Below are 25,943 nucleotides of genomic sequence, written 5' to 3' on the forward strand. Positions count from 1 at the left end.
CCGCCCATCGAGGCGCCATGGTGCCACCCATGCGCGATGAGGGGGACCGCAGTGAGCGTAATCGCGGGACAACTGGGATCTGTGCACCGACCCGCACGGCAACGAACCGCGCGAATCGCCGCAGATGCAGATGTTCTGGTCGAAGTAGTCGGCCGGGTTGGTTGGTCAAGGCGTGCCGGTTGTCGGGATCCGATGACGTGACCAGCTGCTGGGCACGGGCAGGTTGCCGTTGACGACGAGCGTGACTACGACGCTCGGTGAGTGCGGTTCGGTCATGCCGTGTTGCTGCGGGCCAAGGACGAAGAGGTAGTTTTCGGGGGTGCCGATAGGAAGCACCTTCCGGCTCATGTCGAGGATGACCAGGATGGAGAGCCGCGTGCCGTCGGCGGCGGCGTACTGGGTTGGCTGGCCGATGTATTTGGTCGCTGACTGGTCCGTCACGGGTTGATCTCGTGCGACCTTCAACTCGGCTGTGATGCCGTCGTGTCGGGTATCGAGGTATCCGTGGGCGAGGGGGGTGCCGCGTTCAACGCGCCCTTCGAGGGTGGGGTCGGCGAGCAGCGCTGCGTGTAGGTCGTCGTGGAACTGACGTTCCGTGATGTGCTGACCCCGTCGGTACTTCTTGTTCCAGGTCATGGCGAGCCCGGTGCGGGAGATGGCGTTGAGGAGTCGTGCGAAGGCTTGAAGTTGGTTATGGGGGTAGCCAGCGGCAGCGAGCCGTTCGTAGATGGCGAGGAGGTGTTCGTCGAACACTTCGTACTGGGTGGTGGCGTCACGGGAGGGGTCGTAAGGGCGGACGCGGAACTCACGGTGGCCGGCGACGTCGAGGGGTTGGCTCTTTGGCGTGCCGTCTTCGTCGACCCCACGCCATGTGAGGCGGACGGCGACTGGTGGCGCGTGTTGGGTGCTGGGTACGGCATACCGGACGTGAAGCGTGCCGGACCCTTCATAGGTGTTGGGATCGCCGGTGTGTTGGTGACGTTGCCAGGTCAGGGCCGGTCGTTGAAGTTCGGTGTCGTTCAGTGTGCTGACCAGTTCGGCGTCCAGACGCTGGACCCAGGCGGGCCACGGGTCGGTCTGAATTTGGAGGGCAAGGGTGTGGGTGAGGCCGGGGTTGACGATGGCCGGCCCGGTGAGGAGTTTGTCGTCGATGGAGACCAGTGCGACGGCGACGGTGGGGCTGTCGGGCTCGGGGTCTGCTGGCGGCTGCCACGGTCCGATCGTCTGTGGGCGCTGAGGTGTCCGTATGAATAGCAGCGGTGCCGGCAGTGCTGCAGCTAGCGCGAGGATCCGCTCCAAGTCGGGAGACCTGGCCGGGTCGGTCTGGGTGGCGATGAGGTCTTGAAGCTCGTATATCCGGAGGAGTAGCGGATCGTCGCGCCGCTGGGTGGCAAGGTCGATGGAGATGGCTCTGCGTCGGGCAGCGGTTCGATGTGCCGCAGCTTGGGTGAGGTCGGCGTCCAGGTCGGCGGCCTCGGCATCAAGTAGGTGCGCGACGCAGGCAACGAGCCGCGCGGTGACCGTAACGCCGGTGTGGGTGGCGGTTCCGGTGGACTTCCCGCCGATCTCGAGGTCTTTGCTCAGAGCGCGTAGGACCTGGGCGCGGTTGGCGAGCTTGTCGGCAGGGTCAGTCGGTTCGGCATGTACAGCGCTGGGGCCGGTCGGTGCGTCATCGAGCGCAGCCATGATTTCCGTGGGCGTAGAGATGTTGAGCAGGCAGCAGACTGCGGCGGCGCGGACTGCGGCCATCCTGGAGAACGGCCGCAACCATTGTCGGTCGTTCTCGGTGTGTCGCGAGCAGGCGCCGATTGCTGCGCTGATGTCGTTGATGGCTGCACGTACCGCTGCCTGCGCTCCGTCCTGGAGCTCGGTCGCGAGGGTCAGGTGCAGTCGTGCTACTGCGAGCGCGAGTGCGGTGAGCGCGCGCTGTGAGCTGCGTGCCGGTTCATCGGGAATGCGCTCCAGTGCGGCTTGGAGTAGCGCGACGGCGTCGTCGCGTCGTTCGGCACGTGCGAGGACCTCTGCGTACTCCATCGACCCGTAGTGCGATTCCGGTGAGTGCCGTGCCCCGATATTGATGATGTCTGCGGCGGGTAGACCGAGCAGGCCAGCGCCGCAACCGAGGAGACCGCTGAGTGCTTCCTCGGCTTCGTCTCCTTGCCGCAACCCATAGGTACGGTGGGGGGCCAGCGCCAGCCAGAGCGCCGCTAGCTCGGGAGCGACCCGAGCGTCTGGTTGCCACGGCTGGTCGGTGAGCTGCGACGCCTGGTACCACTCGAGCGGAGGAACCCTTGCCAAAGCCCGTTTCTCCAGCACGGCGACGGCGTCGAGGCCAGGGGCGTGACGGCGGAGCGCGGCGAGAGCCGACAGGAACGTCTCGAAGTGGTCGGTGATGTTGATGCCCTCCATCACCCGAAATGCGTGCAAGGCCAGCTGCATCCTGGCGTTCTCCGTTGTCCACGGTAGGCGGCAGGCAGCGTCAAGGACGGCGTCGATCATGACGACATAGGCGTCGCCGACCAGTGCTGGCAATAGATCTGCAACTGTGGAGGGGAGTGCGTGCCTCCCGCCGATGCTCGTCCAAGCTTTCAGGGCAGCTGAACGTGGACCTTGGTCAGCATCGACGAGGTAGGTGTGGAGCGTCGGCAGGATGGCCTGCAGGACGCCGTGCTGGTCGCCGTGCCGACGGCCGATCTCGCCGAGTACGGCTAGGAGCGGCATGACCACCTCGGCGTCGAGTTCGGCGTCACGCTCGTTCGTGATGAGTGCGGTCATAGTCCGGCACACGGCGAGCGGGTTGGTCGCGGACGCCGACTCGACCGCATTGAGAAGTCGTCGGGCGGACTGGTACAGGGTGTTCCGTCGTGAAAATGCCTCCATTCCGGCCAACGGGTCTGGGGCCGCGATCGAGGTGAGGACACGCTGCGGTGCGTTGTCCCGCTGTCGGGTCAGCGTGAGAAACGCGCCGAGAGTTGCATCGAGATGCTCGGCCAGGGTGCCGCCGTGTCGGCGTCCCATCTGTTCGATGATCTCAGCTGCCGCAAAGGTGACCTTGTGTCCCCAGGACTCATCGGTGCGAGCAAGCAGAAATGCGAATGCCGCATTTATGACCGCGGTACCTTCTTCAGGGCTGACGACGGGGTCGTGGGCACGGCGGTGCACGTAGTCGGTGTCGATCATGTTGACCGCATGGCGAACGGCGCCCACCAGACCCTCACGGGTCGGCTCTGATGCGTGCTTCCCGGCGTCTCCGAGCAATTTGACCACCCGTGCTGGGGCGGCAATGAGCATTCGACCCAGCGCGCGTTCCCCAGTCCCAACCGTGCCCGGGTCGTAGCTGTCCTCCGGAGGAACGCCGAGTGACAGGACCAAGTTCGTGAGCGTTTCGAGCGCAATCTCCAGGTGGGTGCTGGCGAGGTGCTCAATCGCGCCGGCTGCTGCACGGCGGTCGAAGTCCGACACTGGCCGCGGCCGATAACTGGGGGACGTGATGATGCTTGTCGGCACGGGGCGAGGAAGCATCGCGCCCAGCTGGGCGACCAGAGCTGCAGGAGCCAGGTCCGCCAGTAGCCGCAGCGGGCCCGGGTCGTTCGCCTGGACCACCGGTACTGGGCCGGAGAAGTGGTGGTCCTCCGGCGTCTTCGACCCTGCTAGCACCACGATCGACCAGATCACGGCATCATCGACAGCTACCGGCTCGACCAGACCATGTTGGTCGGTCAGGCACCTGCCGGCCTCAATGCTGGGCCCGTTCCGCAACGCTGCCAACGCGGACGCAACCAGCCGCTCCGCAAGGTCGGGACGCTGCGACGCAAGGTGCCGCAGTGGCTCCAGCAGCTCGGTCACACCGACCTTCTCCACTGCATCGAACACTTCGTCGATGATCGCGGGTTCAAATCGGTCGCCTGCGCGCCCCGCGATCGCGATCAAACGTCGACGCGCACCCTTCGTAGCCTCGACATCCGCGTCCACGGCAGGGTCCGCGTCGAGCACATCGAGGTCGTCCAAGATTCCGGAAGTCGCTGGGTCTGCGGTCGCCCGCAGGCTCCGGCGTCGCTCCGCACGTTCAGCGCGCGCAACGACTCGCCGCCGAAGTGCTTCAGCCTTCTCCGCCTCAGCGACCGCCGCCCGTGCTTGGCGAGCAGAGGCTTCAGTCTCCAGATTCGGAAGCCGACCTGTCGGTCGCCGCATCTCACAGCCACCGCAGTGCTCGGCGTAGAAACTGAACGTGACATGATCCAATCGCATGGCGGCCATGTTGCCAATGGCGACTGGGCATTCGACCCGGCGAGAGTTGACTGGCAAGCCCGTCATTTCCTCGAGCATCCCGCGGCCGCCCGACTCCACGAAGCGCATGCGTTGACAGTGGTTGTTGGCCAACTCCATAACGCTGGCATTCTGGCGACCTATTTCGAGGTATTTGGTGAACTCACCCTCGTCCATGGCTCAACTCCTATCTGCAGGTAGTCGCATCGGCCCTCCAGTGCACCGGCACCCTACCAAACAGACCGCTCCGGTTCTGTATGCGTTGATAGGTAAATCAGGCGCACCGTCATCGAATGCGCTCATCCGATCAGAGCACTGCCTATCAGGCCTCTGTCTATTTTTGTTTGCCCGGCTGGCCACGTCGATCACATTGATCAGCTGGCCGCCCACCGCGAAGCCGGTACGCGGACGCCCCTCCGTTAAAAGGCGGCCGGCACCGGCCATGCGAGCCAACGGGCAGTTCCACGCCAGGTTACGAGCCAGTGACGCGGCGAATTACAGATCTTGAAAGCTTAGGTTGAGTCGAGGTCCAGGCCGGTGTGGGTCAGGAAGCCGTCGAGCAGGTCGGTGCGGTACTGCATGCGCTTGAGTCGGTTCTTGATGATGGCCTGGAGGTGGTCGACGCCGCGGACGGCGAGGTTGCCGATGCTGCGTTTGAGGTGTGACCACACGGCCTCGGTCGGGTTGAGGTCCGGGGCGTAGGCGGGCAGCCGGATGACGTGCAGCCAGTCCCGGGTGGCGATCAGTTGGCGCATGACGGCACTGATGTGGGTGTTCAGGTTGTCCCAGATGAGTACGATCGGGCCGCCGAGTTGCTGGTGTGCAGCGTCGAGCAGGCTGATGTAGTCGTGCTCGGAGAAGCTGCGTCGCTCGCCCCGGCGTCCACGATGGACCATCGTGCGGTAGATGAACCGCGATCGCCGGCCGGGCATGTAACAGGTGAGTCCGGCGATCGAGATCCGCCCGGATCCCTTACCCGACACCGGGATGACCGGTGTCCGGCCGCGGCGGCCCCAGGTGCGGGCCTTCGGTGGGCGCAGCGTCTGACCGGCTTCGTCCTCGAAGGCGATCCACGCGTCGCGCTGCGCCGCTACCGTTTTCCCGCCGGCCACGCCTCCCGCCGCCACGTCGCGATCGCCGTCTCGTCGCGTTCGACCGCGCGGTGCGCGGGGACCTGGACCGTCCAGCCCATGCGGTGCAGCAGGTACGCGGTACCGCGCAGGGTGTAGCGGGTGTGGAACATCCGGGCGGTCAGATCGGACACCCGTACCAGGGTCCAGCGCTGATCGTCACCGAACCCGTGCACGGCCGGGCCTTCGTCCAACGCGTCGGCGAGCCGCCGCAGCCGCGGCCCGTCGAGGCGGCATCGGGCACCACCCGGCCCTTTCGACGCCAGGGCCTGGTTCCCGCCGCGGCGCCACCGCTGCTGCCAGCCGAACACCGCAGTCCGCGAGACCCGCAACCGCCGGGCGATCTCCGCTACCGGCACACCTTCGGCGAACCAGCCCGCTGCCTGCAGCCGGATCGCCTCTCGTTTGGCCCGCTCCTGCGCGGTCAGACCGCCACCGTCGGGATACCTCATCCCTCCGGCCTACAAGACCTCATCGACCGATGTCACGGCGACACGCCGAGACGACATCGATCAACCCCACCTTTCAAGGTCCGTAGCCGCCTCAGCCACGATCGGACAGTTGCTGCCACTGGTCGAAGCCAGTCCGCCACAACGCCCCCACGGTGGCGCTGGGCCGAAGCACGAGGCAGGTGATCCCTGGTTTCCGCCGGTCGCCGCCTGGCTTCGCCGGGACGGTGATCCCTGGCCCACTCGATTCGGTTGAGGCGGATGAAGTAGTGGGAGCGGCACGGGTAGTTCCAGTTGCCGATCGACGGGTGCAGCGTGACGGACGCACCATCAAAGGTGAGGCTCCAGCCGGCGCGGCTGATCGGGGTGACGACTTCGCTGCCGCACCCGCAGGCGCACCGGTGTAAGGCGGTCGCGTACGGGATAGAAACGTAGAGCACTCCGTCCTCCAAGACCTCGGGGGCCGAGTCGACGAAGCGGTGCTTGATGACGGTTCGCCGGGTAGTCATGTCTGGTCGTCGCCGACCAGGCAGTTGGTGGCGATGGTGTAGACGCTGTGGTGCTCGTGCTCGAGGTCGGCGTAGAAGCCGCGCTCCTTCTTCCACTTGATCACCGCGAAGACTGCGTTGAGCGCGTTCAGCTCGGCGATCTGAATGTTGGTGCCGTAGTCGTCATCGCCGTCGTCCTCGAACGGAATCCGCCGTCGATCGCGCACGTGGTCGCGCTTCTGCGGGGTGCTGGTGGTGGTCCGCAACTGCCCGGCGATCACGCCGTCGGCGGTGTAGAGGCCCATCCCGACATCGACGAACGCGATCCCGGCGGCTTCCATCGCCTTGACCAGGTGCCGCTTTGGGGTGCCCTGGTCCATGCAGAGGAAGACGAATGACATCGAGGTCAACTCCTCGGCGGTGGACTCGTCGAGGAAGTACGGGTGCGTGACGATGCCGCGGCGCATCGCACCGTACACCTCGGCGTAGTGGTCGACCTTCTTTGGCCGCTGTTGCAGCTGCTGCACCGACGGCGCCCCGGGCGCCCGGAACGCGTTGTGCTGCAACAGGTCGTCGCCGTCAAAGAGATGGATCTCGCCGATCGGCGCCTTGGCGATGAGATCGAGCACGTACGATCCGCTGCCGCCGAGGCCGACGACCGCGACCCTGGGTACGGCCAGCTTCGCGTTGATCGCTGAGGTGCCGGAGCGGCTGCTGGCCGTGTCGAGGTAGCGGAAGACCGACTCCGTCTCGTCGGTCTCCTCGACCCGGAACGTGCACGCGGTGGCGGCCGGGTCCACCATGGCCACGTGCTTGCCCAGCAACGCCACGTAGGTCGTCATCTTGGCGTAGTAGTCCGGGTAACCCTCGTCGGGCTTGCAGGAGAACATGAAGTTCACCGTGAGCTCGGCGGTGATCTGCTCGTGGATCGCGCTGTTGATCACCGTATGGGGACGGCCTTCGTCGTCGCACGGCTGCTCGCCCGCGAAGCGGACCACGTGGTCTTCCGGGGTGACGGTGATGTCGCCAGCCATGTTGAGCTTGGACACCAGAACGCCGAACCGGACCTGCCGCTGCGCGTTGAGGTACGGGACGTGCGAGATCACGAGGTGACCGTTCTCGACGGTCACCTCGTAGCCTTCGTCGCGTAGCTGGCGCAGGTCGGCGCTACGAGCGACGAGTGCGCGTGACATCGAAGATGGTTCCGTTCTTGACTGTGACCGTGCCGCCCTCGCTGAGGTTGCCGTCGTGCTGTGGGGCGACGGCCCGGTGGTACGTGACAGTGAAGACCACGTCGGTGCCGTGGGCGCCGGGGAACGCGAGGGCGACGATCTGCGCGAAGCTGAGTTCGCGATCCTCGACCGTCCGCTCCCGGGTGTTGACGACGATCTTGTAGTGGTGCCGGACCTGCCGGTCCTGCACCTCGATGCCGATGTCGGCCATGGGGGACCCCCTCAAGTTGTGCCGTGGACACCGGTGACCCCTCCGGCGTCCTGCTTCGCCGATGCCTGACGGCGCACCGCCGCCGGTTGTCCGATCTCGAGCACCATCGCCGCGTGTGTCGGTGGTCACATGTCCGGATTGGAGGTGTAGGTGGTGGTTGCGAAGGCTTGCCGTGCAGGTGATTGCGGATGCCGGCCGTCGATGCCGGAGTGTCGGCGGGCGTGTCCGAGCGTGGTGGGTATCGTGTTTGTCGCCGTTCGCCGATGTGAGCCGGGCGGTAGGCGGGAGCAGCCCACGATGACGTGGCCGAACCAGCGGTTGTGGCAGCCGTACGTCGGCCTGGTTGCTGTGTTGCCCCGCGACTACTACAACGAGCGCGATCCGCACGCGCGGCGGCCGACGGTCGTGGTGCGGGTCCGCTCCGCGGACCGCACCTGCCTCGTCGTGACCCGGACCAGCGATCCCCTGATCAACCACGCCAGCGACGTGTGGCACGACAAGGACCCGGAACTGCTCTGCGACCGCCAGGGCTGGTGGCAGCCCCGGCATGTGCACCCTGTCCCCTTCGGTGCCTACGACGACGAGGAGACCAAGCCGCACGTGAAGATGACCGGCGAACTGCTCGCCCGCATCGTCGCCGCCTACCGGGAGTTCGCATGAGCGCATGGGCGGAACTGCAGCGCGACGGTGCCTTCGGGACCGCCGCCACCGTCGAGCTGTACCGGTGTGTACGGGCTGTCGCCCGGGCGGGCAACTTCCCCCCGCCGACCGGTCACCAGCAGTGGACCATGGACGCGATCGTGGAGACCGCGCACGATGTGTTTGCCGCCGCGCAAGGCCCGCAGCGGCTCGTCGAGCTCGCGGTGAAGGCACACGACGACAGCAGCTTCCGCCGACTGCTGGAGCAGGTCGTCCGCAACTTCCTGCGTGAGAAGGCCCGGGCTACGACCAAGGGTCGGCTGATCCGCCGGCTGCGCGAGGTCCTGGACGCCGACGCCCGATTCCAGGTCGTCGCCGACGGCCGGCCCGGAGCTGGCCGCAACGTCGAACTGGTCGACGGCACCACGCCCGGGGTCTGGAACGGGCGGCTCAGCGATCTCGTCGCCGCGGCGTACAAGGTGACCGACGTGACGATTGTGCGGTGGCGCCTCGACGCTCGCCGCGAGTCACCGGTGGCCGACGCGCAGAGTTTGGCCGACGTCTGCGAGGCCACGCTGCGCGCCGCCGGGGCGTCCCTGGCCGTGGCGGAGCTGGCCGACGTGGTAGCCGCCCGGTTCGCTGTGGGGCCGACACCAGTGGTGACACCGGTCGATGACGTCGACCCGTGGCTGCCTGGCGTTGACAGCATCGACCTGGCTGAGACCGAAGCCGACATTCGGGCCGGCGCCCAGCGCTTGCTAGGCCAACTCACCACACGCGAAAAGCTGGTGCTTGCCTACCTGGATCAGCCGGTCCGGCAGATCGCCGATCACACCGGGCTCGGCAAGAGCGTCGCCGCGCAGGTCGCTGCCCGAGTCAAGGAGATCACCGGCCAGGTACTCGGCGCCGAACCGCGACGCGACGACATGTTGAGCCTGGCACGAGCGCTGGCCATGCCACGCCCGGCTGACGATCATTAACCGTTGGGCGGGATCGGCCGTATGTGCGTAACGATAGCGCCATGACGACGCTGCCGGGCCGGACACGACACGGTGGTGCGCCGTTCTAACTACGTACACAGGTCAACTGGAGAGGGCATGGAAGTGCGGGGAGATAACCTGCGGGAAGGTAGGCGCATGGTGACCCATCAGCCCATTTGCTCACGACTGGGACGGGCCAGCATCGGCCTGGCTGGTGTACTGCGATGACCAGTGACTGGTCGAACCGCTACGACCCGGCGCGGCAGGTATTCGCCGAGGTCGACCTGAATCCGCCGGTGGCGGTCGCTGGCGCGCACCTGCTCGATACCGACCTGCTGGCCCCGTCACCTGCCGACACCAAGCATCTGGCCGAATGCGGCTGGTGCCAGCAACGGCAGCAAGCCGCTGGCCACCACGACGACGGCTTGGATGAAGATGCGTTCCTTCAGGCCGCCCACCAACGCGCCGTCAATGGGGGCACCGCCACGCTGGCACTGCTGACCACACTGTCGCCCGAACTACGGGCCCTGACCGCCGCCAGCGACGCTCGTGAGGACGTCACGGTCGGGCAACTGTGGCGGTTGCGATGGAGGGACGTCACCGAACTCGCCGTGGTCGTCAACGTCGACCGCTGGTGGGTGACCGTTGCCCCGGTCACCACCGACGTGAACGCCGCGGACGAGTTCGACCTGATCCTGCCGGCGACCGCCAGTGTGCTGAGCACCGACTTCGCGGTGTGCTTCAGCCTGGAGAGCACCGTCCCGCTGTTCGTCTTCGACCGTCAGGTCAGCCCGGCCAGCCGGCCGACCCTCGACGCGGAGCGTGCCGCTGCTCAGCTGCCACCACCCGAGGTGATCAAAGATGTATGGCGGGCCTGGCGCCGTGGCGTCGCAGGCCCCGCCGACCTGACCTACGGCCTGGCGGTCGACGACGCCGACCTGGACCGGCGCGAGCTGCGGAACGCCGTCGCCGCCGGGTTCACCCACCTCTCCAGCGCCTCCTCCTGTGTGCCGGGCGACCCGCTCGGTGACGTCGTGCCGCTGCTGCAACAGATCAAGAGCCTGGGCCTTCTACCGGCCGAGCTGGCCGCCCGCTCCGGCCTCGACATGAGCGTCTTTCTGCGCATCAAGAAGGGCGGCCGGGTCACCCGTGACGAAGCCGCGCGGCTGACGTCCCTGCTCGACACCGACATCAGCACGATCCTCGACGCGAACCCGCCGTTCGACGACGCGTTGATCACTGAAGTCAGCCGGCCCTCTCACCGTCCCGCGCTGCGAGCGCTGGCTGGGACCTTCAGCTCCGAGGACGACCAACGGTGGAAGATGGCCGAAACGATCGCACCGCAGGCCGCCAGAACCGTCGGCACCGCGCCGACAGCCGGCGCCGGCACCACCGACTGGGCGACGAAAGTGTCGGTATACCTACAGCAACAGCTCACAGCACTCGGCGACCCGTCGGCGGACCAGCGGTGAACCGCAGCCGTCAGCAACTGATCGACCCGCTCGTCCCGCTGATGCTGGCTCACCTGGACGACATCGGCATCGACGCCCGCGACCTGGCCGTCGACCCCGTCACAGTGATCCCGACCGTCGACAACATCATCATCGACTGGGTCGAACCCGCCGCTCTAGGCGACGGCTGCTCAGTCGCCGCGCTCTACTCGGGAACCGAAACCCCGCCTCGGATCTCAGTGCTGCGCGACGCCTCACAGGGACGACGCAACTTCTCCCTGCTGCACGAGTTCGGCCACCACCTTTGCGCCCAGGTAGCGGAGGTCTCCGCCGCACTGTGGAAGCTGCCCGACGGCGACGAAGGACCGTTCGAGGAAGACTTGGTCGACGAGTTCGCCGCAGCGATCCTGCTGCCCGCCGACATCGTCAACCAAACCTTCGCTCAGGGGGTTACCGCCGCGGCGGTGCTGCAGCTGTGGCGACACACCACCGCCTCACGGGAAGCCTGCTGCGTCGCCGCCGCCCGCCACCTGTCCGCACCGGGCTACGTCATGCTGGTCGAGCCTGGCGGCCGCAGCCAGTTCGCTGCCCGGCAGGGGGACGTGCTGCCCATCGCACGCGACAGCCGCCAATCCGGCACCCGGCTGCGCGCCGCAGTGCGGGCCGGCATCGCCCGCGGCGTCGACCGGCCTACATACGCCAGCGGCGTTGCTGGCCAGCAGATGTACCTCGACGCTCGCACCACCGGCGGCTACACCTTCGCGGTCTGGGTCACCGACTCACCGGCCTGGCAAACTCTCTTGGCGCCCCTGGACGCAGGTCCGGTCGGCCACGACGGTCACTGCTCGGACTGCGGCAAGGACTTCCAGACCTGGAAGAAGCCCTGTAGCACCTGTGGCGAACCGTTCTGCCCGGACTGTGGAGCCTGCGACTGCGCCCCCGGTGGCCGCCGGCCTGTCGCTAACCGGATTTGTACCAGCTGCTTCCAATCGCTGCCGCTGGCGGCATTTGATGGCGGCTCGACGACCTGTAACCAGCACTAATCCACCTCTACAGGCCCCTGCGCCGCGGTGACGGAGCACCCAGAAAGCGGCCTGCCGACCGCCGGTGGCAATCCTCATCGCCTCGACAACGGCTATCGTCCTGGTCGCCGACACCGCCGGACCGGCTTCGGTGCACCACCGCCAGGGGGAGTTCGATACCCGCGAAGGCAGGACCTGGTCGGCAACGGGATGACGTCCCGGAGTGCGGCGTTCTTGTAGGCTTCGGCACGCCGAGACGAGGGGTGGGGACTGCACGGGTGCTGGACAGCGAAAAAATAAAGCCGCCGCATGAGCTCGAGACGTTTCTGGGGCAGGTATCAGTCGAACTCGGTGCGGAGTACGAACGCATTCGGGCCAGAGCGGTCGAGGATCCCGGGACCGCTGGCGACGAGGGCGAAGAGAATTGGCGCCGGCTGCTCGCGGACTGGCTGCCGGGAACGCTCAATATCAGGACGAAGGGGCGCATCCTCGGGATCGACGGGACGCTTTCGCCGCAGGTCGACCTGGTCATTCTGCAGCCGTCGTATCCGCCGAAGCTGGCGGAGAAGAAGGTCTACCTGGCAGGCGGGGTGATCGCCGCCTTCGAGTGCAAGCTCACGTTGAAGCGGGAGCACATCGTCGAAGCCGCCGCGACCGCTCGGAAGATCGAGGCGATCGCGAACGCTATCAACACGCATCCCATCGGTACCCCGCGGCGCGATCTTCGTTCGCCGATCGCCTACGGCATCCTGGCGCACAGCACGGTCTGGCGGACCGAGCCCGCCGCGCGGATCGAGGCCGTACTCAACGAGGAGCTGTACCGCGACGGACACCCCCGCCAAATGCTTGATTGCGTCTGCGTGGCCGATACCGGATTCTGGTCCGGCGACCGCCTGGTAATGCCGCCGCGCGAGTTGCTCCCGCCGAACACCCCCGTGCCGATTCCCCCCGGCGGATGCGTCTATGGGCAGTACGACCGAGCCGCAAATCCCTCGGAGATCGGCGGGCCGAACCCCCTCCATTCGCTCATCGGCCACCTCATCCAGAACCTCGCCTGGGACCTGCCCGATCTGCGGCCACTGGCTCAGTACTGGAACCTCGCTCAGGTCGCCGGCGCGGGTATGAGCATGCCGTCCGAGAGTAGGATCTGGACCTACGAGGTGTTCTCCGAGTATGTGCGGGACCGCATACGGGTCACCGGCCCGACGCAGGGCGAGGCATGGAGCCCGTGGGGGGCAATGATCTAGGCGCGGAAAGTCTTATCAGTAGGGCAAACGTGACTCGAGGACTCGCTTGAGTCGGGCCCGGCGGTTAGCGCGAGCTGGAACATGTCTTCCTCGGCCTGAGCGTCGCGCAGGATCGGGCCGAGATCCGCGCGGTTCGCCGGCGCAGCCGACGGCTGCTGCACTTGCTGGCCGCCGTCAACGTCCTGTCGCTGGTCGCCGTCACACTCACGTTGTACGCGTTCGCCCAGCGCGGGAAAGCCGATGAACGCGATCTCGCCGTTCCGGTCACAGTTTCACCAGGACGTCTACGATGCGCTCCGGCAGCCCGGATTCACCGTCGAGTCGTGGTTCGCCGTTCGGGACGGCCACATCGACCTAACGCGATGGGGCTGAGCGCTCGTGGCCGGTGGGTCACGGGATCGGGGTGCTCGACGGCATGGCAACGGCTTCCACGCCGTCCGCACCGCCGGGACGGAGGGCAGCGGCACCGACTTGGAAGCGACCTCGATAGGGCTCGTAGAAGGCGGCTTCACGCCGAAGCACCGCCCGCACTTTCGTTTCGCCCCTGGGGAATCCGTTGGTCTGCCGGAGTACATCGGTGAGTTCTGTCGCGCTCAGGTCGCTCTGGGGGCTGCGCGCAAGGTGATAGAGGGATGCCCTGATCAGCGTCGCTGCCGAGCTTCGGTACGACGTGATCTCACTCCACCCGGGTTGAGCCGGTAGCAGCGTCTCAAACTGGCGTCTCGCGGCCTCGCGATGTGCCGCGATTTCTGCCGCGCTCGCAGCAACGGCCGAGAGGCCGGTACCCAAGGTGGCCTGAACCTTGCGCCGGGTCTCGGGGGTGACGAGATAGCGAACCGCGCCAGCGGTGGCCAGCGCTCCGACCACAAGCCAGGGCCAAGGCACTCGACGTGCTGTGCCGGCGAGGCCGTTGATAACGCCTGACGCAGCCAGGCCGAGAAGTGAGTTAAGACCGCCGATCAGGCGCCCGAGCGGGCCCAGGTCACCTACGGCACGTAGTTGGTCCCTCCATTGGGCGTGTGCCAAGTGATCATGCTGCTCGCCGTAGACCGCACGGAGGGGCGCCTTGTCCTTACTCAGAAGTGCTGCGTTCAGCAGGATGGCTAACGTCGCGGTGGGAACGTCATCGGGATCGCAGTACCTATTGGTGCTCGGCGGCTGGGCGAGGAAGTCCAGACGCTCTTGTTCAACCGCGATCGTCAACCCGTCAGGTACCTCGACGCATCGCAGTAAGGGCGCGACGTCGCTGTCCCAGGCCGCGCGAACCACGGAGGGATCGAGTGCGCGTTGCGCGGACCATTCGTCGAGGTGCTCGTCGACCTCGTGCAGGACGTGCGGCGCACAGTACAGCCGCAAAATGCCGCTGTTGGCCGCGTTCAGCATCAGGGTCCGGCCTCTACCAGACGCGACCCGCAACAGGTCATCCCGCAACGCGTTGGCGTCCACGACGACCGGAAAGACTTCGGGAAGCAGCGCAGACACGAACATTCCACGCTCATCAGGTGCCGCCACCGGGCTTGCCGAACTACGGCGGTGAGCGTCTCTGACCACGACCCGGACAGCGTCGCCTGGTGCCAACTTGGCAAGGTAATCACCACCCATGGCGATCAATCAGACACGGAAGTGTAGGCACGGCTGGTGCGGCACCGCGGCCCACCGGAGCCTTCGAAGAAGAGTTCAAGGCAAGCCCCATAGTGCCATTTTCTCGCACCCCGATGGGCGGACAAAACTTGACCGAAGCCGCTGTCGTCTCCAATGCGGCTGTCCGGATCGTACGACCACCGGGCGCCGCTTTCACCGTCGAAAACAACCACGACCACCATGATCTCAGGCATGGCAAGCGGCCGAACTTGCCGTCGTGGTGCACTGCCCCGCTCTACCCGGGCAGCGCGATGTCGTGCACCACGACCGCAACGTCGAATGGCAGCGGAAGCTGCTGCGCTTGACCGGTGAGGCCTTCGATCAGTGCGGCGATGCTGTGCCGCGCAACCTTTGAGCGTTTGTCGCCGCCTACCTGCTCGGGCGGGAAGCAGGCGACGAGGTATACGCCGTGGGTATGGCCAGCCGGCTTGAGGTACTGCCCGACGAGCTGCTCTGTCAAATTGGTCGTGGTGGAGTCGTTCCAGCAGCCCTTGACCTCGATGACGACGCAGATCGTGTGGCCGGTGCTGTCGGTTGCTTCCACTCGGATGTCGTGGCGCTCGCCGATGCCCGCTCCTGGCTTGCGGCGGGCCTCCACCTCTCGGTTGATGACGACGCCGGAGGACTTCAGCAGCAGGCGCAGGCCGTGGCAGTACCAGTCGGAGATGCTGTTCTCGTCTTTAGGCTCTCCTGGGACCTTGGTGACGTTCCACAGTGCGAACGCCTGTGGTGTCTCACCGGTAAGCCAACCGCCGATCGTTTCCAAGGCCTCCAAGACGGCCGCCTGCAGGTCGGCCGCGTCGGTGACCAGCCGTCGGCGACGGTCCTGCAGCAGTTGGTGCAAGTGGACGAGCGCAGGCGGCGTCCATGTCTGCTGGCGGGTGACTTCCCGAGCCAACAGGACCGCCCGGTCCAGTGGAAGCTGAGGTTGACGATGCTGCAGCTGTTCAAGCGCTGCGAGGCTGCTTGCGGTGCCACGCTGAACCAGGGTATGGAGCAGTTCGTCTCGCCAGAGCTCCAGCTGCCGCTGCGGCGAAACAAGGCCTGTGTGCCGATCCTCCGGGGCCTCCTGCGGCGGGAACTGCACGGCGAGCCACTCGTAGAGGTCCGCGACCGCGTCGTCATAGCCGATGACTGTCAATGCTCGATGCCGCAGGTGCTGACCGAGCGCGAGCGCGATCTCTCTGCCGATCGAGGGCGCCCGGTGGAGGACCGCGACAACGAGCGGCAGTCCCTGTTCTGGAACATGGCGCAGCATCGCGTTCGCGGTGATGACGCCAGCGTTGACATCCGGTACTCCGTCGAGTTGGCGAGTGCACCAGTCGATGCCGCGTTGATCGTTGCGGCTCAGCAGCAGGTCGAGAACCTCGGCGTGATTGACGAGGTGCGGCTGCCCATCGAGGTGGGCGGCGAGCGCATCCGCCAGCTGGGAGTTCATGACCGGGGCGAGTTCACGAAGCCACCGCAGTGGCTGGTTCTCGGCGGTGAAGGTGGTCAGCAGGTGGTTGACGACATCGGCAAGAGCCGCAGGCGCACGTGTCGCTGCTTGGGTGAGGAGGTCGGCTTTGACCTGACCGTCCGCGTCGTGGTCGGTCACATGGGCGGGGTACGTGAAGATCGCCTCGGCGCAGGCCGCCCATTGTCGAACCGGTAGTTCAGCAAGCCGTTGCGGGTCCAGGCGGTGCCAGCGGGCAACCGCCCGGTACGCCGCGATCAGCGGGTGGTAGATGGTGGTGGCATTGCGATGCTTCGGTAGGTTGACCACGTCCGCAGTGGACACGTACTGCCAGGCTGCCTCGTCGATTCGTTGTTGGTCGGTGTCGCTCAAGAGCATGAAGCCGGGCAATTTGCTGAGGTCGTCGGCGAGCCGGTCGCGGTATTCACCACGCGCGACGTCGACGTCGAGGAGCCGATCGACGATCCAGTACGACTCTGGCTCGGTCGCCAGCTGCGTGAGCCGGGCCTGCATCTGCTGCACGTACCCGTCGCGGGCCGTCGCCAGGACCTGTTCGTCGTTCCGACTGCGTCTGGCATGGGCTCGACGCAGGATGTCGGCCAAGGGCGACTCGACGTGGACGTAGAAGTGTCCTTCGAGGCCCGACCACAGCGGAGTGCCCTCGTATTGCCACGCGATGTCGTCATGCGCTGCCGCAGCAGGGTTGTAGAGCCTGGTGGCGAGGACGTGCCACGCACCCCGGGCCGGGTGGTCAACATGATGCATCGCTGTGCTGCACGCCCAGGCGAAGTCGTCGTCGTCCAGCAGCGGCACGCCGGCTGAGTCTCTGGCGAACCCGAGCATCGCGCCGAGGGCGGCGTCGACGTTATCGGCGCGCAGCATCTCGAGCACAAGTCCCCGACGCCAGTCCCGGTCCGTGTCGTCAAGCCGGAACGGCGGTTCGTCGTCGCCAGTAGCGATACGCGTCCGGAACAGTCGGGCGAGTACCTGGCGGTACTCGTCGTTACGTGTCGCGGCGGCTCGCGTGCAGACGTCTTCGACGACGCCGGGCAGGGAGCCCTGCACGGCGGGATCCGGATCCGAGGTTTGGCGCCCGTCCTTGTCGATGCCAAACAGGCGCTCGACCCAGATCAGCGCGGTCGGAAGCTCCTCCTCCGCGAGGCGGTCCGCAACCTCGTGGAGGAACAGGCCGTAGGCGCCGCCGCGCAGACGAGCGGATGGGACGAGCCGTGCCAGCATGTCGGCCGTGCTCATGAGCCGCGGCCATGTCTGATCCAGCAGCGCACCCAGCAGTTGATCGTCCTGGTCGCCGGCCAGGAACACGTCGCTGTGCTCGATCACCGCCAGAAGCTGCTCATCGGCCTGCTGGTCGGCAAGGATCATCAGGGAGCGCTGGCGGTCCCACAGTGGTCGCGCCGGGTCGAGGCAGATCGACAGCAGCGCTGCCTCCAGCCCTGGCACGTACGAGTCGGCGAGCACCGCGAGTGCCAGCCCTGACGCCGGGCCAGCGCGGCGCAGATCAGGCGCCAGTTGTGCCGCCAGATCAGGATGTACTAACGAGCCGAAACGATCGTCCAACCGCAATAGGTGCTGATACTCGTGAGCCTGCGCGAGGAGCGTCGCCACGACCACCCGTCTGGTGCCAGAGTCGTCAGGAACGAGGTTGTATCGCACCAGCGTGAGCGGGTCCGCCTCGACCAGCCACTGGTAGCAGCCAGGGTCCAGTGCGATCAACCATGCTGCGGTCTCCCGCAGCTGAGGGACTATGGCACGCCCTGCAGCGCTGCCGACCAACAAACTCTGCAGTTGCGGAGCGGATAGCTGACGCCGCTGCAAGAAACGCGCAGTCAGGTACGCGCCGAAGGATCGGTGGACGACCGTACGAACGTCAGGCCCTGCGGGCGCGAACAGAGGCCCGGCCAATGCCGCCTGGGCGTCCGCGGCGACAACTTCGATCACAGATCCGGTCCCATCGGGTTCGCCACCCGTGACCTCCTGATAGTGGACAATCCCACGCTCCGCCGAAGTCGGTGCTGTCCACAACCCGGATGCGCCGGTGAGCAACGTCAGCGCCGCCGCCCGCTCAGCGGCGAGCCACAGTGATCGAGGTGCACGGGCGCGCCCGCCTTCAGACGGCTCGTTGTCTCGCAAAGGAAGCTCAAGAAGCTTGCTCACTCCGAATTCGTACAGGTCGACGCGCCGCTCGAAGAGCGTCACGTCGAAACTGGCTGCGGCGCAGAGCAGTTCCAGCGTCTGAGGAATCACGGCAAGGGACTCTGCGCGGGCTGCCCGGACCTGTCGTAGAAACTCCCCACCATCCAGGGAATGAGTTTCGGCGTACCGCCAGACGTCACTCGCCCGCAGCGGCTGGAGCTCCACCAGGGCCGGGTCACCGCCGAGCCTCTGAAAGAGGTTCCGCACAGCCGCGGACAGCTCACCGCTGCGGCAGGACGCGACAACGCGCAGCCCTGCCCCGATCAGCTTCGGAAGCCGGCGCTCGAGGATGCCCGCCAGCGTTCCGGCCCTGGCCTTGCACTCATCCACGCTGTCGAGCAGGAGCACATGCTGTCTGCCGTCGACGTGCACAGCGGCTTCAATAACATCGAAGAGCTTGGTCTCCAGCGACCACTCATGGTGCTGCACGAGATCGGCACAGTGCACCACCCACGCCGGCCGCGTCACCCTGATATGCCGATCCGACCATCGCAATGCGCGCGACTTGCCGCTGCCGGGCTCGCCGAGCAGCAACGCGACCGGACGCTCAGCCAACCCTGCAAGCGGCTCGACAACACCGCCGCCGGTCTCGTCAACCTCGCGGAGAAACGCACCGTCGAGCTGCCGCGTCGCCTGAGGTTCCGCAATGAACCGTTCGAGATCTGCCATCACGATCGAACCTAGCCTGACTCGCGCACAGGTCGACGCAGACCCTCGCAGAGGACGCTGCCTGCCTTCCCAACGAGGCCAAGGACATCTCTGCGAGCAGCAACGTAAGCGGCCTACGTGGATACTTCTCAGCGCTTCCGCCAGCGCCTCGGGCCTCGTATTACCCGTCCGGGGACTGCCGTTCATGCCGGTTGAGGTCGTACGCTGAGCTGGCTACGCTATCGGCATGTGCACACGTTTCCGGCGTGTGTGCTGGCTTTTCGTGTCGAGATCCCCCCTTCGACACGTTAACCCCTGCGAGCGGACATCTCCGCGCAGGAGGTTCAATTCGGAAATTCCGACTGGATCGCGCAGGCAGCCTCGCTGCACGACACCACGAGCTGGTGGTCACGGAGGTGGCGAGCGAGCGTCCAGACCGGCTGACCTTCCAGGTTCGCGTTCTGCTCGCGGAGCAACGCGCGAAGGATCACGATCATGCGGTCCTCACGGACGTAGAGGTTCCGCGTTCGGCCGGTGCCTCGTGGCCGCGCACTGGAATGACCGTGCTGGCAGCGGTACGCCGGACGCCCATGCGACCAGCAGGACTCCAGCCGCCTGCGGCACAGCCCGCAGCGCAGCAGGCCGACCAGCTGATACCTCCGGACAGCGCCACACGCCGGGGCAGGCAGCGCGGTGATCTCCTGCGCCGCGATGAAGTCGCCCTCCGACACCAACGCCGGATGAGCGAGCTGCTTGGACATTACCCACTCGCTGTCCTGGCCCACCGCTGCGTCTTGAACGGCCCCGGCAGATGCGCCGGCGTGTGATGCGCGGGCTGCCGGTTCCAGACCTGCCGCCCGGTGTACTTCACGTTCGCCAGGATCGCTTGCACCGTCGTCAAGGCCCACCCATGCGCGTCCCGGTGACGGTTGCGGCCCGGGTCCGCCTGCGACGGGCACGGCACCCCATCCGCGTTCAGCATCGCAGCGATCCGCGACACGCTGCAGCCTCGCAGCCGCTCTGCAAAGATCCGCCGCACCGTCGGCGCGGTCGCCGGATCGACGTCATACCGCTGCAGCCGCCGACCCCACTTCGCATGCATCGGATTCGGGTGCGGACCCGCGTCCACAAGCCGATACCCGTACAACGGCCTGCCACCCAGGAACCGGCCCTCGTCACGGATCTGCGCCCGCATCGCCGCCTGTCAACGACGGTTGAAAAGTGAGCAGGTTGCGGCGGTTGAAAACTGAGCACCTGGGTTGATGGTTTGTCCTATTTCTTGCGGTCTTTGGTGAGTAGGTCGCGGCGGGCTTTGGTGCGGTAGGAGTCGCCGGCGAGGGTGAGGACCTCGGCGTGGTGGACGAGGCGGTCGATCATGGCGGCGGCGACGACTTCGTCACCGAAGACTTCGCCCCAGCGCCCGAACGGCAAGTTCGACGTGACCAAGATTGAGGCCTGCTCATAGCGGGACGCCACCAGCTGGAAGAACAGGTTGGCCGCGTCGGTGTCGAACGGGATGTAGCCCACTTCATCGATAATGATCAACCGGTAGCGGCGGATCTTCTTGAGTTCGGCCTCGAGCGCGCCGCTGTGGTGGGCCCGGGCCAGGCGGGTGATCCAGTTCGTGGCGGTGTCGAACAGCACCGAGTTGCCGGCCTGAGCGGCTTTGACGCCCAGGCCGATGGCGAGGTGGGTCTTGCCGATGCCGGGCGGTCCGAGGAGCACGACGTTGTCCGCCTTGGGCACGAACGTGGCGGTGGCGAGATGAGCGAGGACGTCCTTGCGCAGGCTGGGCAGGTGGTCGAGGTTGAAGTCCTCGAGGGTCTTGACGGCCGGGAAGTGCGCGGTGCGCACCCGCATCATGTTCCCGGCGGACTCACGGTCGGCGACCTGCCGCTCGAGGACGGCGGTCAGGTATTCCTCGTGCGACCAGTTCGCGTCGCGGGCGGTGTCGGCGAGGTCTTGCCAGACCCGGCCGATCGTGGGCGTCTTGAGTACCCGGGTGAGATAGGCGAGTTTCGAGTCCAGCTGGTCCGGGCGTGAGCGAGCCTTGGCGACCGCGGTGGCGCGGGTGCTGGCCGCTGTGGTGGCGGGCATTTAGATCCTCTCGTGGATGGGTGACCCGGCGCTGAACTGCTCGCCAGGCGGGTCTTCGGGCTGGTCGCAGGGTCGGGGGTCGAAGTCGACGCCGTAGAGGGCGTCATAGTCGGGCAGTGCCCGCAGGGCCACGACGTGGCCGTCGGGGTGGCTGCGGGTGACCGGACGCTCGGCGGCGCGGCGTTGCGCGAGCTCGGCGCGCAGCAGCTTCGCGGTGGCCCGATGCTCCGGGTCGGTGATCGTGGCCCCGTTCGTCCAGGACCGGTCGTGCTCGGCCACGACCTGCCCGGCGCAGGAGGCCACCACCCGGGCCGGGGTGGCGATCCAGTCGACGAACCGGCCGATCGCGCGGGGGTCGACGCTGTAGTCGTTGGCGTCGACGCGCAGGTAGTAGTCCCGGCCCAGCCGGCTCCGGCCGGTCAGCCCGATCGCCGGGGCCACCGGCGGCAGGGCGACCATCGCAGCCCGGTCTGCCGGCCACCGATCCACCGGCCGGGCGCCGATCGCGCGCAGATGCCGCACGTTCGCCCGGTCCGTCAGCCACTGGCTGATCTGGATGTTGAAGTCGAACGGCGACGTAAACGTCCGCCCGGGCAGGAACGAGGTCTCGAAGAACCCGTTGCGCCGCTCCACCAAGCCCTTCGACTCCGGATCCCGCGGCGGAGCCAGCCGGATTCGGACGCCGAGCGTCCCGGCGAACGAGGCCGCCTCAGTCGTCAGCCGGCCCGTCCCGCCGATCGCGGCCTCCCGATCCCAGACCAGCGTGCGCGGGCAGGCGCCCCAGTCGGCGATCACCTCCCACATGCCGGCCAGAATGTCCCCGGCCCGCCGGGACGGGATCATCACTGCGTCCGTGATCCGCGAGTGCCCGCACGTCATGGCGAGGACCGGCAGCACCCGGGTTTGGCCGGCGCCGACCGGCACCGGCAGCGGCGGGAACCACAGGTCGCACTGCGCGACCTCGCCCGGCGAGTACTCGATCCGGTCGGCCGGGTCCACCCCGGCGAACAGCGGCCGCAGCTGCCGCACCCGGTCCTTGAGCACCGTCAATGACTTGGTCCAGCCGATCCGCTCCGCGATCACCGTGGCCGGCATCGTCGGCCACTGCGCCAGCAGTGACCGGATCCGGGCATCCACCGCGTCGACCGCCGAACCCCGCGGCGCCCGCTGATACTTCGGCGGTCGATCGGACGCCAACGCCCGTGCCACCGTGTTCCGTGAGATCCTCAACCGCCGGGCAATCGCTGCCTGACTCACACCCTCAGACCGGTGCAGCCGACGGATCTCGGCCCAGTCCTCCACGCTGATCACACCCCAAGCCGTACACAGGGTGCTCAGTTTTCACCCGTCGACTACGGCTCAGTTTTCACCCGGCGTCGACACCGCCAAGGCACGCGAACGCGCCCGCAACACCTCCCGCTTCGACTGCGCCCCGAGCAGCATCAGCAACGCCCGGTGCGCCGGCTCAGCGGGGTCGACTGGGCCGTACGCCTCCGGCAGCCAGAGCTGCACGCCGTGATGTTGCAAGAACGGCAGCAACGACAGCACCTGATCGCCGTAGAACGCCCGCTCGTACTCCCCCACCACCACCGCATCGAAGCCACGGTCCGGGTCAGCGATCGCTGCCAGCAGCAACGCCGCCTGCGGCCGATCCCGCCACGGCAACCGCCGACTCCGGTCCGCGTCGAAGAACTCGGCCACGATCCGGCCGTGACCGTCGACAAGGTCATCCGCGACATCCCGCTGCCACCGCCGCGAGGAGTCCCGCTCCTGGAAGTCGGCCGTGGACACCCGACCGTAGAACGCGAACCGCACGAGCCCAAGCTCATCAGGCCGTCGCCGACGCGACCGCCCCACCGACCGCGACTGACTCACCCAGAGGGTCAACAGGTCGGACTCGCTGCGCACTGCAAGATCGGCCATCGGCCGCTCCGATCGACGGGCAAAGATGCTGCACCGCCGATTCAGACCCGAACGGCGCGCGCCATGGCGCACAGACAGTCCGAGCACCCAGACTGTCACCCGTTGGGATGACCTATAGGGATGGTGCATTAACAAGTTGAACACCGTCCGTAGCAACCTGTCGGAGCCGCTCACCGGACGTGACCCCACGATCGGCGATCTCGTTGGGGAAAGCGACCGCGCAGGCGAGTCTCGCCCAGTCATCGGAGAGCCAGATGCGTCAGCACCTATCCCTCTGACCGGGTCATCCGGGGCCATGAAGCCTGGCGAGCAATTCGACGGTCTCCTTGGCATCCTTCAGCCTGGTACCGTCGCACGCCGCACCGACCAGCGAGGCGCGCAACCCTGCACCACGAACTCGTACCAGCGACTGCCGTTCAGCTGAAGCTCCAACGTCGCCGTCCGGCGCGCGCCGTCGGCGGTGGCCACCGAAAGGCCCACCGGCACAGGCATTCGAGCCGTCGACCGCGATCAGGTCACCGACCCGCACCCCGGAGACGGCCGGGCCGACGGCGGCGACGCGGGCCATCGACTCGTAGCCCGGCGCCACCGGATACGCCCGGCCCGGCCGGTCCAGGTACAGGCGACGTTGGGAATCCCAGGTGCGGTGGAGGGCAGCGGCGGTACCGCGCAGCCAGGCGAGCTCGGTACCGTGGCTGATCCCGGACAGCACCGCGGTCGCGTACACCTCCTGCTCGCCCAGCGGCGGCAGCTCCTCGTCGAGCAGTTCGACGGTGCCGGGTCCGGTGATAAACAGGCGCCGGCAGTGCAGGGTCTCGGCAAGCTCAAACAGTTCCGCGCCGTGGCCACCCACTAGTGTCGCGTGATTCCGGTGGCGTTACTTCGCATGTCATCCATGCGTTTTGGTTGACGTTGGTTGCATCCAGCGGGCCTTGGCGAGGATCTCGGCTGTGGTGGTCCAGATGGATGGGAAGCCCACGAACCTGGAGCGGACCCGGTATGCGCCGAGCAGGTGATGGGCGGTCGCTGCATGGCGGCACTGGGAAACGTGTGGCGACATTGCCCTCAGCGTCCGCATGATGATCGCGTGGCCAAGTCCGATGTCCTTGCCCGGGTCGCCGCCGATCTGGCCCGAGGGCATACCCATACCGCCCTTCAGCGTCTCGCCACGCTCACTGCCAACTACCCCGACGACCTGGAGATCCGGGCCTATCGGGCGACGGTGCACCGGCAAGTCGGTGATCTCATCGAGGCAGGCAGGTGGGGGTTTCTCACCGAGGAGGCCACGCCAGCGGAGATCGCCGCTTTCGAGCGTGCCCAGCGCGCGGAATGGACCAGGCTGCGGGTCCTCGGGCTCCGGTCGGATCCCACGTCACGGCTCGGACCCGTCGCGCGGCAGCGCTTCGCCGAACTGACCCGGCGGGCCAGCGCGGAGGCGTCGGCACCGGTCATCTGGACCAGCGCGGGCCCCGTCATTCGGCCTACCGCGTCCCGGTGGGACGACGTGCCCTGCATGGTCGTCGCGGTGCTCGGTGTGCTCGTGCTCGGCCTGGCCATCATCGGTCTGCTCACCGTCGTGAAGTTCGTAACGTCCTGACCGGCGCCGGAAAGACGGCCGGGCGTTGCGCGGCCCTGGAGCCGTTACTGCGCGTTGTTGTCGACGAGTTGGTTGACGTTGGTCTGGACCCAGCGGACCTTGGCGAGGATCTCCTCGGCGGTGGCGGTCCAGGTGAAGGGTTTGGCGTCGATGTTCCAGTGCGCGACGTAGTCGCGGATGCGCACGATGAGGGCGTTGACCGAGGTGAACGTGCCGCGGCGGATGGACAGGCGGGTGATGAGCCCGAACCAGATCTCGATCATGTTCAACCAGGAGCTGCCGATCGGGGTGAAGTGGAACGTGACGTTCGGGTTCGCCGCGAGCCAGGTCCGGACCTCGGGGGTGTCGTGGGTGGACAGGTTGTCCAGCACCACATGGATATCTTTGCCGGCGTGGGGTTTCACGGCTTTGCGCAGGAACGCCAGAAACCGTGCGCCGTCGCGGACCGGCTGGCAGTCGGCGGTGACCTGTCCGGTGGCGATGTCCAGGGCGGCGAAGAGGTTGGTGATGCCGTGTCGTTTGTAGTCGTGGGTGCGTTGCTCGGTGACCCCGAAATCCATTGGCAGCAGCGGCTGGGTCCGGTCTAACGCCTGGACTTGGGTTTTCTCGTCGATCGAGAGCACGACCGCGCCGCCGGGCGGGTCGAGGTATAGCCCGACGATGTCGGCGACCTTTTCGGCGAAGCGCGGGTCCTTGGACAGCTTGAACGTGCCCTGCCGGTGCGGCTTGAGACCGTTGTCCCGCCACAGTTTCGCCACGTAGTGCCAGGACACCGACACCCCCTCGGTCCGCTTGAGGTACCCGGCCATCTGGCGGCTCGACCAGTGCGACAACCCGGACTCCACTGGCGGGGTGGCCCGGGTCAACGCCAGGATCCGCGCCGCCACCCGCGCCGTCACCTGCTCCCGCGGCGCGGCGTGCGACGCATCCTCCAGCCCGGCCAGACCGTTCGACGCGTACCGGTCAACCCAACGGTCCACAGTAGGCAGTGACACCCCAGCCAACACGGCGACATCCTTGCGACGGCGGCCCTCCGCCATCCACAGCACGATCCGTGCCCGGGTCGCCACCACCGCCGGCACAGCCCGGCTGTTGATCACCGCCCGTAACTCCGCGTTCTGGGCCTCAGGCAGCATCACACCAGCATCAGCGACCATCCGACATAACGCAACCAGCATCACGAGACACTAGGGCGCGTTTCATAAAGGGTCGTGGTTGGGTGAGGTCCCGGCGTGGCGTGATCGATAACTGA

The 25,943-nt window shown here is 66.9% G+C and carries 21 protein-coding genes; 6 read left to right on the plus strand and 15 right to left on the minus strand.

What is annotated here, in order from left to right; genetic code table 11:
* Nucleotides 1-165: 165 nt before the first annotated feature.
* From ABD352_RS52720 to ABD352_RS52740, 6 genes are all read right to left on the minus strand, one after another.
* The gene (locus tag ABD352_RS52720) at nucleotides 166-4,443 is read right to left on the minus strand and encodes a hypothetical protein (RefSeq protein ID WP_344620242.1); all 4,278 of its coding nucleotides are present in this window, start codon (nucleotides 4,441-4,443) and stop codon (nucleotides 166-168) included.
* Between the two features lie 335 nt (nucleotides 4,444-4,778).
* A complete protein-coding gene (locus ABD352_RS52725) occupies nucleotides 4,779-5,378 on the minus strand; it encodes a transposase (RefSeq protein ID WP_344620243.1) in 600 nt (199 codons plus the stop codon).
* Entirely contained in the window at nucleotides 5,357-5,848 is a 492-nt protein-coding gene (locus ABD352_RS52730) for a winged helix-turn-helix domain-containing protein (RefSeq protein ID WP_344620244.1), read from the minus strand. The genes ABD352_RS52725 and ABD352_RS52730 overlap by 22 nt, the downstream gene beginning before the upstream one ends.
* Nucleotides 5,849-5,880: 32 nt before the next feature.
* Nucleotides 5,881-6,354 (minus strand): ubiquitination-like system serine protease family protein, encoded by a 474-nt coding sequence (locus ABD352_RS57975; protein WP_425553977.1) that lies wholly within the window; start codon nucleotides 6,352-6,354, stop codon nucleotides 5,881-5,883.
* Nucleotides 6,351-7,526: a ThiF family adenylyltransferase gene (locus tag ABD352_RS52735; RefSeq protein WP_344620245.1), complete on the minus strand. Its 1,176-nt coding sequence runs from the start codon at nucleotides 7,524-7,526 to the stop codon at nucleotides 6,351-6,353. The genes ABD352_RS57975 and ABD352_RS52735 overlap by 4 nt, the downstream gene beginning before the upstream one ends.
* Complete coding sequence (locus ABD352_RS52740) at nucleotides 7,501-7,776, minus strand: multiubiquitin domain-containing protein (protein ID WP_344620246.1); 276 nt, start codon at nucleotides 7,774-7,776, stop codon at nucleotides 7,501-7,503. Before ABD352_RS52740 ends, ABD352_RS52735 begins: the two co-directional genes overlap by 26 nt.
* A 297-nt stretch (nucleotides 7,777-8,073) precedes the next feature.
* Between ABD352_RS52740 and ABD352_RS52745 the strand changes: the two genes are divergently transcribed.
* From ABD352_RS52745 to ABD352_RS52765, 5 genes are all read left to right on the plus strand, one after another.
* Complete coding sequence (locus ABD352_RS52745; protein WP_344620247.1) at nucleotides 8,074-8,436, plus strand: hypothetical protein; 363 nt, start codon at nucleotides 8,074-8,076, stop codon at nucleotides 8,434-8,436.
* Nucleotides 8,433-9,395, plus strand: a complete 963-nt coding sequence (locus tag ABD352_RS52750) for a hypothetical protein (protein WP_344620248.1) — start codon at nucleotides 8,433-8,435, stop codon at nucleotides 9,393-9,395. Before ABD352_RS52745 ends, ABD352_RS52750 begins: the two co-directional genes overlap by 4 nt.
* A 176-nt stretch (nucleotides 9,396-9,571) precedes the next feature.
* Nucleotides 9,572-10,867, plus strand: coding sequence for a helix-turn-helix domain-containing protein (locus tag ABD352_RS52755; protein WP_344620249.1), 1,296 nt, complete (start codon nucleotides 9,572-9,574; stop codon nucleotides 10,865-10,867).
* A complete protein-coding gene (locus tag ABD352_RS52760; protein WP_344620250.1) occupies nucleotides 10,864-11,889 on the plus strand; it encodes an ImmA/IrrE family metallo-endopeptidase in 1,026 nt (341 codons plus the stop codon). Before ABD352_RS52755 ends, ABD352_RS52760 begins: the two co-directional genes overlap by 4 nt.
* A gap of 257 nt (nucleotides 11,890-12,146) precedes the next feature.
* Nucleotides 12,147-13,115: a DUF6602 domain-containing protein gene (locus tag ABD352_RS52765; RefSeq protein WP_344620251.1), complete on the plus strand. Its 969-nt coding sequence runs from the start codon at nucleotides 12,147-12,149 to the stop codon at nucleotides 13,113-13,115.
* Between the two features lie 390 nt (nucleotides 13,116-13,505).
* Here the strand turns inward: ABD352_RS52765 and ABD352_RS52770 are convergent, their stop codons facing one another.
* The 8 genes from ABD352_RS52770 to ABD352_RS52805 form a co-directional block, all read right to left on the minus strand.
* Nucleotides 13,506-14,597, minus strand: a complete 1,092-nt coding sequence (locus tag ABD352_RS52770; RefSeq protein WP_344620252.1) for a PIN domain-containing protein — start codon at nucleotides 14,595-14,597, stop codon at nucleotides 13,506-13,508.
* A gap of 394 nt (nucleotides 14,598-14,991) precedes the next feature.
* Nucleotides 14,992-19,095: an NACHT domain-containing protein gene (locus ABD352_RS52775; protein ID WP_344620253.1), complete on the minus strand. Its 4,104-nt coding sequence runs from the start codon at nucleotides 19,093-19,095 to the stop codon at nucleotides 14,992-14,994.
* A 323-nt stretch (nucleotides 19,096-19,418) separates the two neighbouring features.
* On the minus strand, nucleotides 19,419-19,835 hold the full coding sequence (locus ABD352_RS52780; RefSeq protein ID WP_344620254.1) for a recombinase zinc ribbon domain-containing protein: 417 nt from the start codon (nucleotides 19,833-19,835) through the stop codon (nucleotides 19,419-19,421).
* Nucleotides 19,835-20,269, minus strand: a complete 435-nt coding sequence (locus ABD352_RS52785; RefSeq protein WP_344620255.1) for a recombinase family protein — start codon at nucleotides 20,267-20,269, stop codon at nucleotides 19,835-19,837. The genes ABD352_RS52780 and ABD352_RS52785 overlap by 1 nt, the downstream gene beginning before the upstream one ends.
* A gap of 77 nt (nucleotides 20,270-20,346) precedes the next feature.
* On the minus strand, nucleotides 20,347-21,171 hold the full coding sequence (gene istB / locus ABD352_RS52790; protein WP_344620256.1) for an IS21-like element helper ATPase IstB: 825 nt from the start codon (nucleotides 21,169-21,171) through the stop codon (nucleotides 20,347-20,349).
* The gene (istA, locus tag ABD352_RS52795) at nucleotides 21,172-22,482 is read right to left on the minus strand and encodes an IS21 family transposase (RefSeq protein ID WP_344620257.1); all 1,311 of its coding nucleotides are present in this window, start codon (nucleotides 22,480-22,482) and stop codon (nucleotides 21,172-21,174) included.
* A 48-nt stretch (nucleotides 22,483-22,530) separates the two neighbouring features.
* Complete coding sequence (locus ABD352_RS52800) at nucleotides 22,531-23,094, minus strand: recombinase family protein (RefSeq protein ID WP_344620258.1); 564 nt, start codon at nucleotides 23,092-23,094, stop codon at nucleotides 22,531-22,533.
* A gap of 283 nt (nucleotides 23,095-23,377) precedes the next feature.
* On the minus strand, nucleotides 23,378-23,947 hold the full coding sequence (locus tag ABD352_RS52805; protein WP_344620259.1) for an alcohol dehydrogenase catalytic domain-containing protein: 570 nt from the start codon (nucleotides 23,945-23,947) through the stop codon (nucleotides 23,378-23,380).
* Nucleotides 23,948-24,181: 234 nt separating this feature from the next.
* Between ABD352_RS52805 and ABD352_RS52810 the strand changes: the two genes are divergently transcribed.
* Nucleotides 24,182-24,691 carry a DUF6584 family protein gene (locus tag ABD352_RS52810; RefSeq protein WP_344620260.1) on the plus strand — a complete coding sequence of 170 codons (510 nt, stop codon included), beginning with the start codon at nucleotides 24,182-24,184 and terminating at the stop codon, nucleotides 24,689-24,691.
* A 44-nt stretch (nucleotides 24,692-24,735) separates the two neighbouring features.
* Here the strand turns inward: ABD352_RS52810 and ABD352_RS52815 are convergent, their stop codons facing one another.
* On the minus strand, nucleotides 24,736-25,827 hold the full coding sequence (locus ABD352_RS52815; protein WP_344620261.1) for an IS630 family transposase: 1,092 nt from the start codon (nucleotides 25,825-25,827) through the stop codon (nucleotides 24,736-24,738).
* Nucleotides 25,828-25,943: the final 116 nt, after the last annotated feature.

Origin of the sequence: Dactylosporangium salmoneum (genome assembly GCF_039532525.1) — a bacterium.
Taxonomy (GTDB): Bacteria; Actinomycetota; Actinomycetes; order Mycobacteriales; family Micromonosporaceae; genus Dactylosporangium; species Dactylosporangium salmoneum.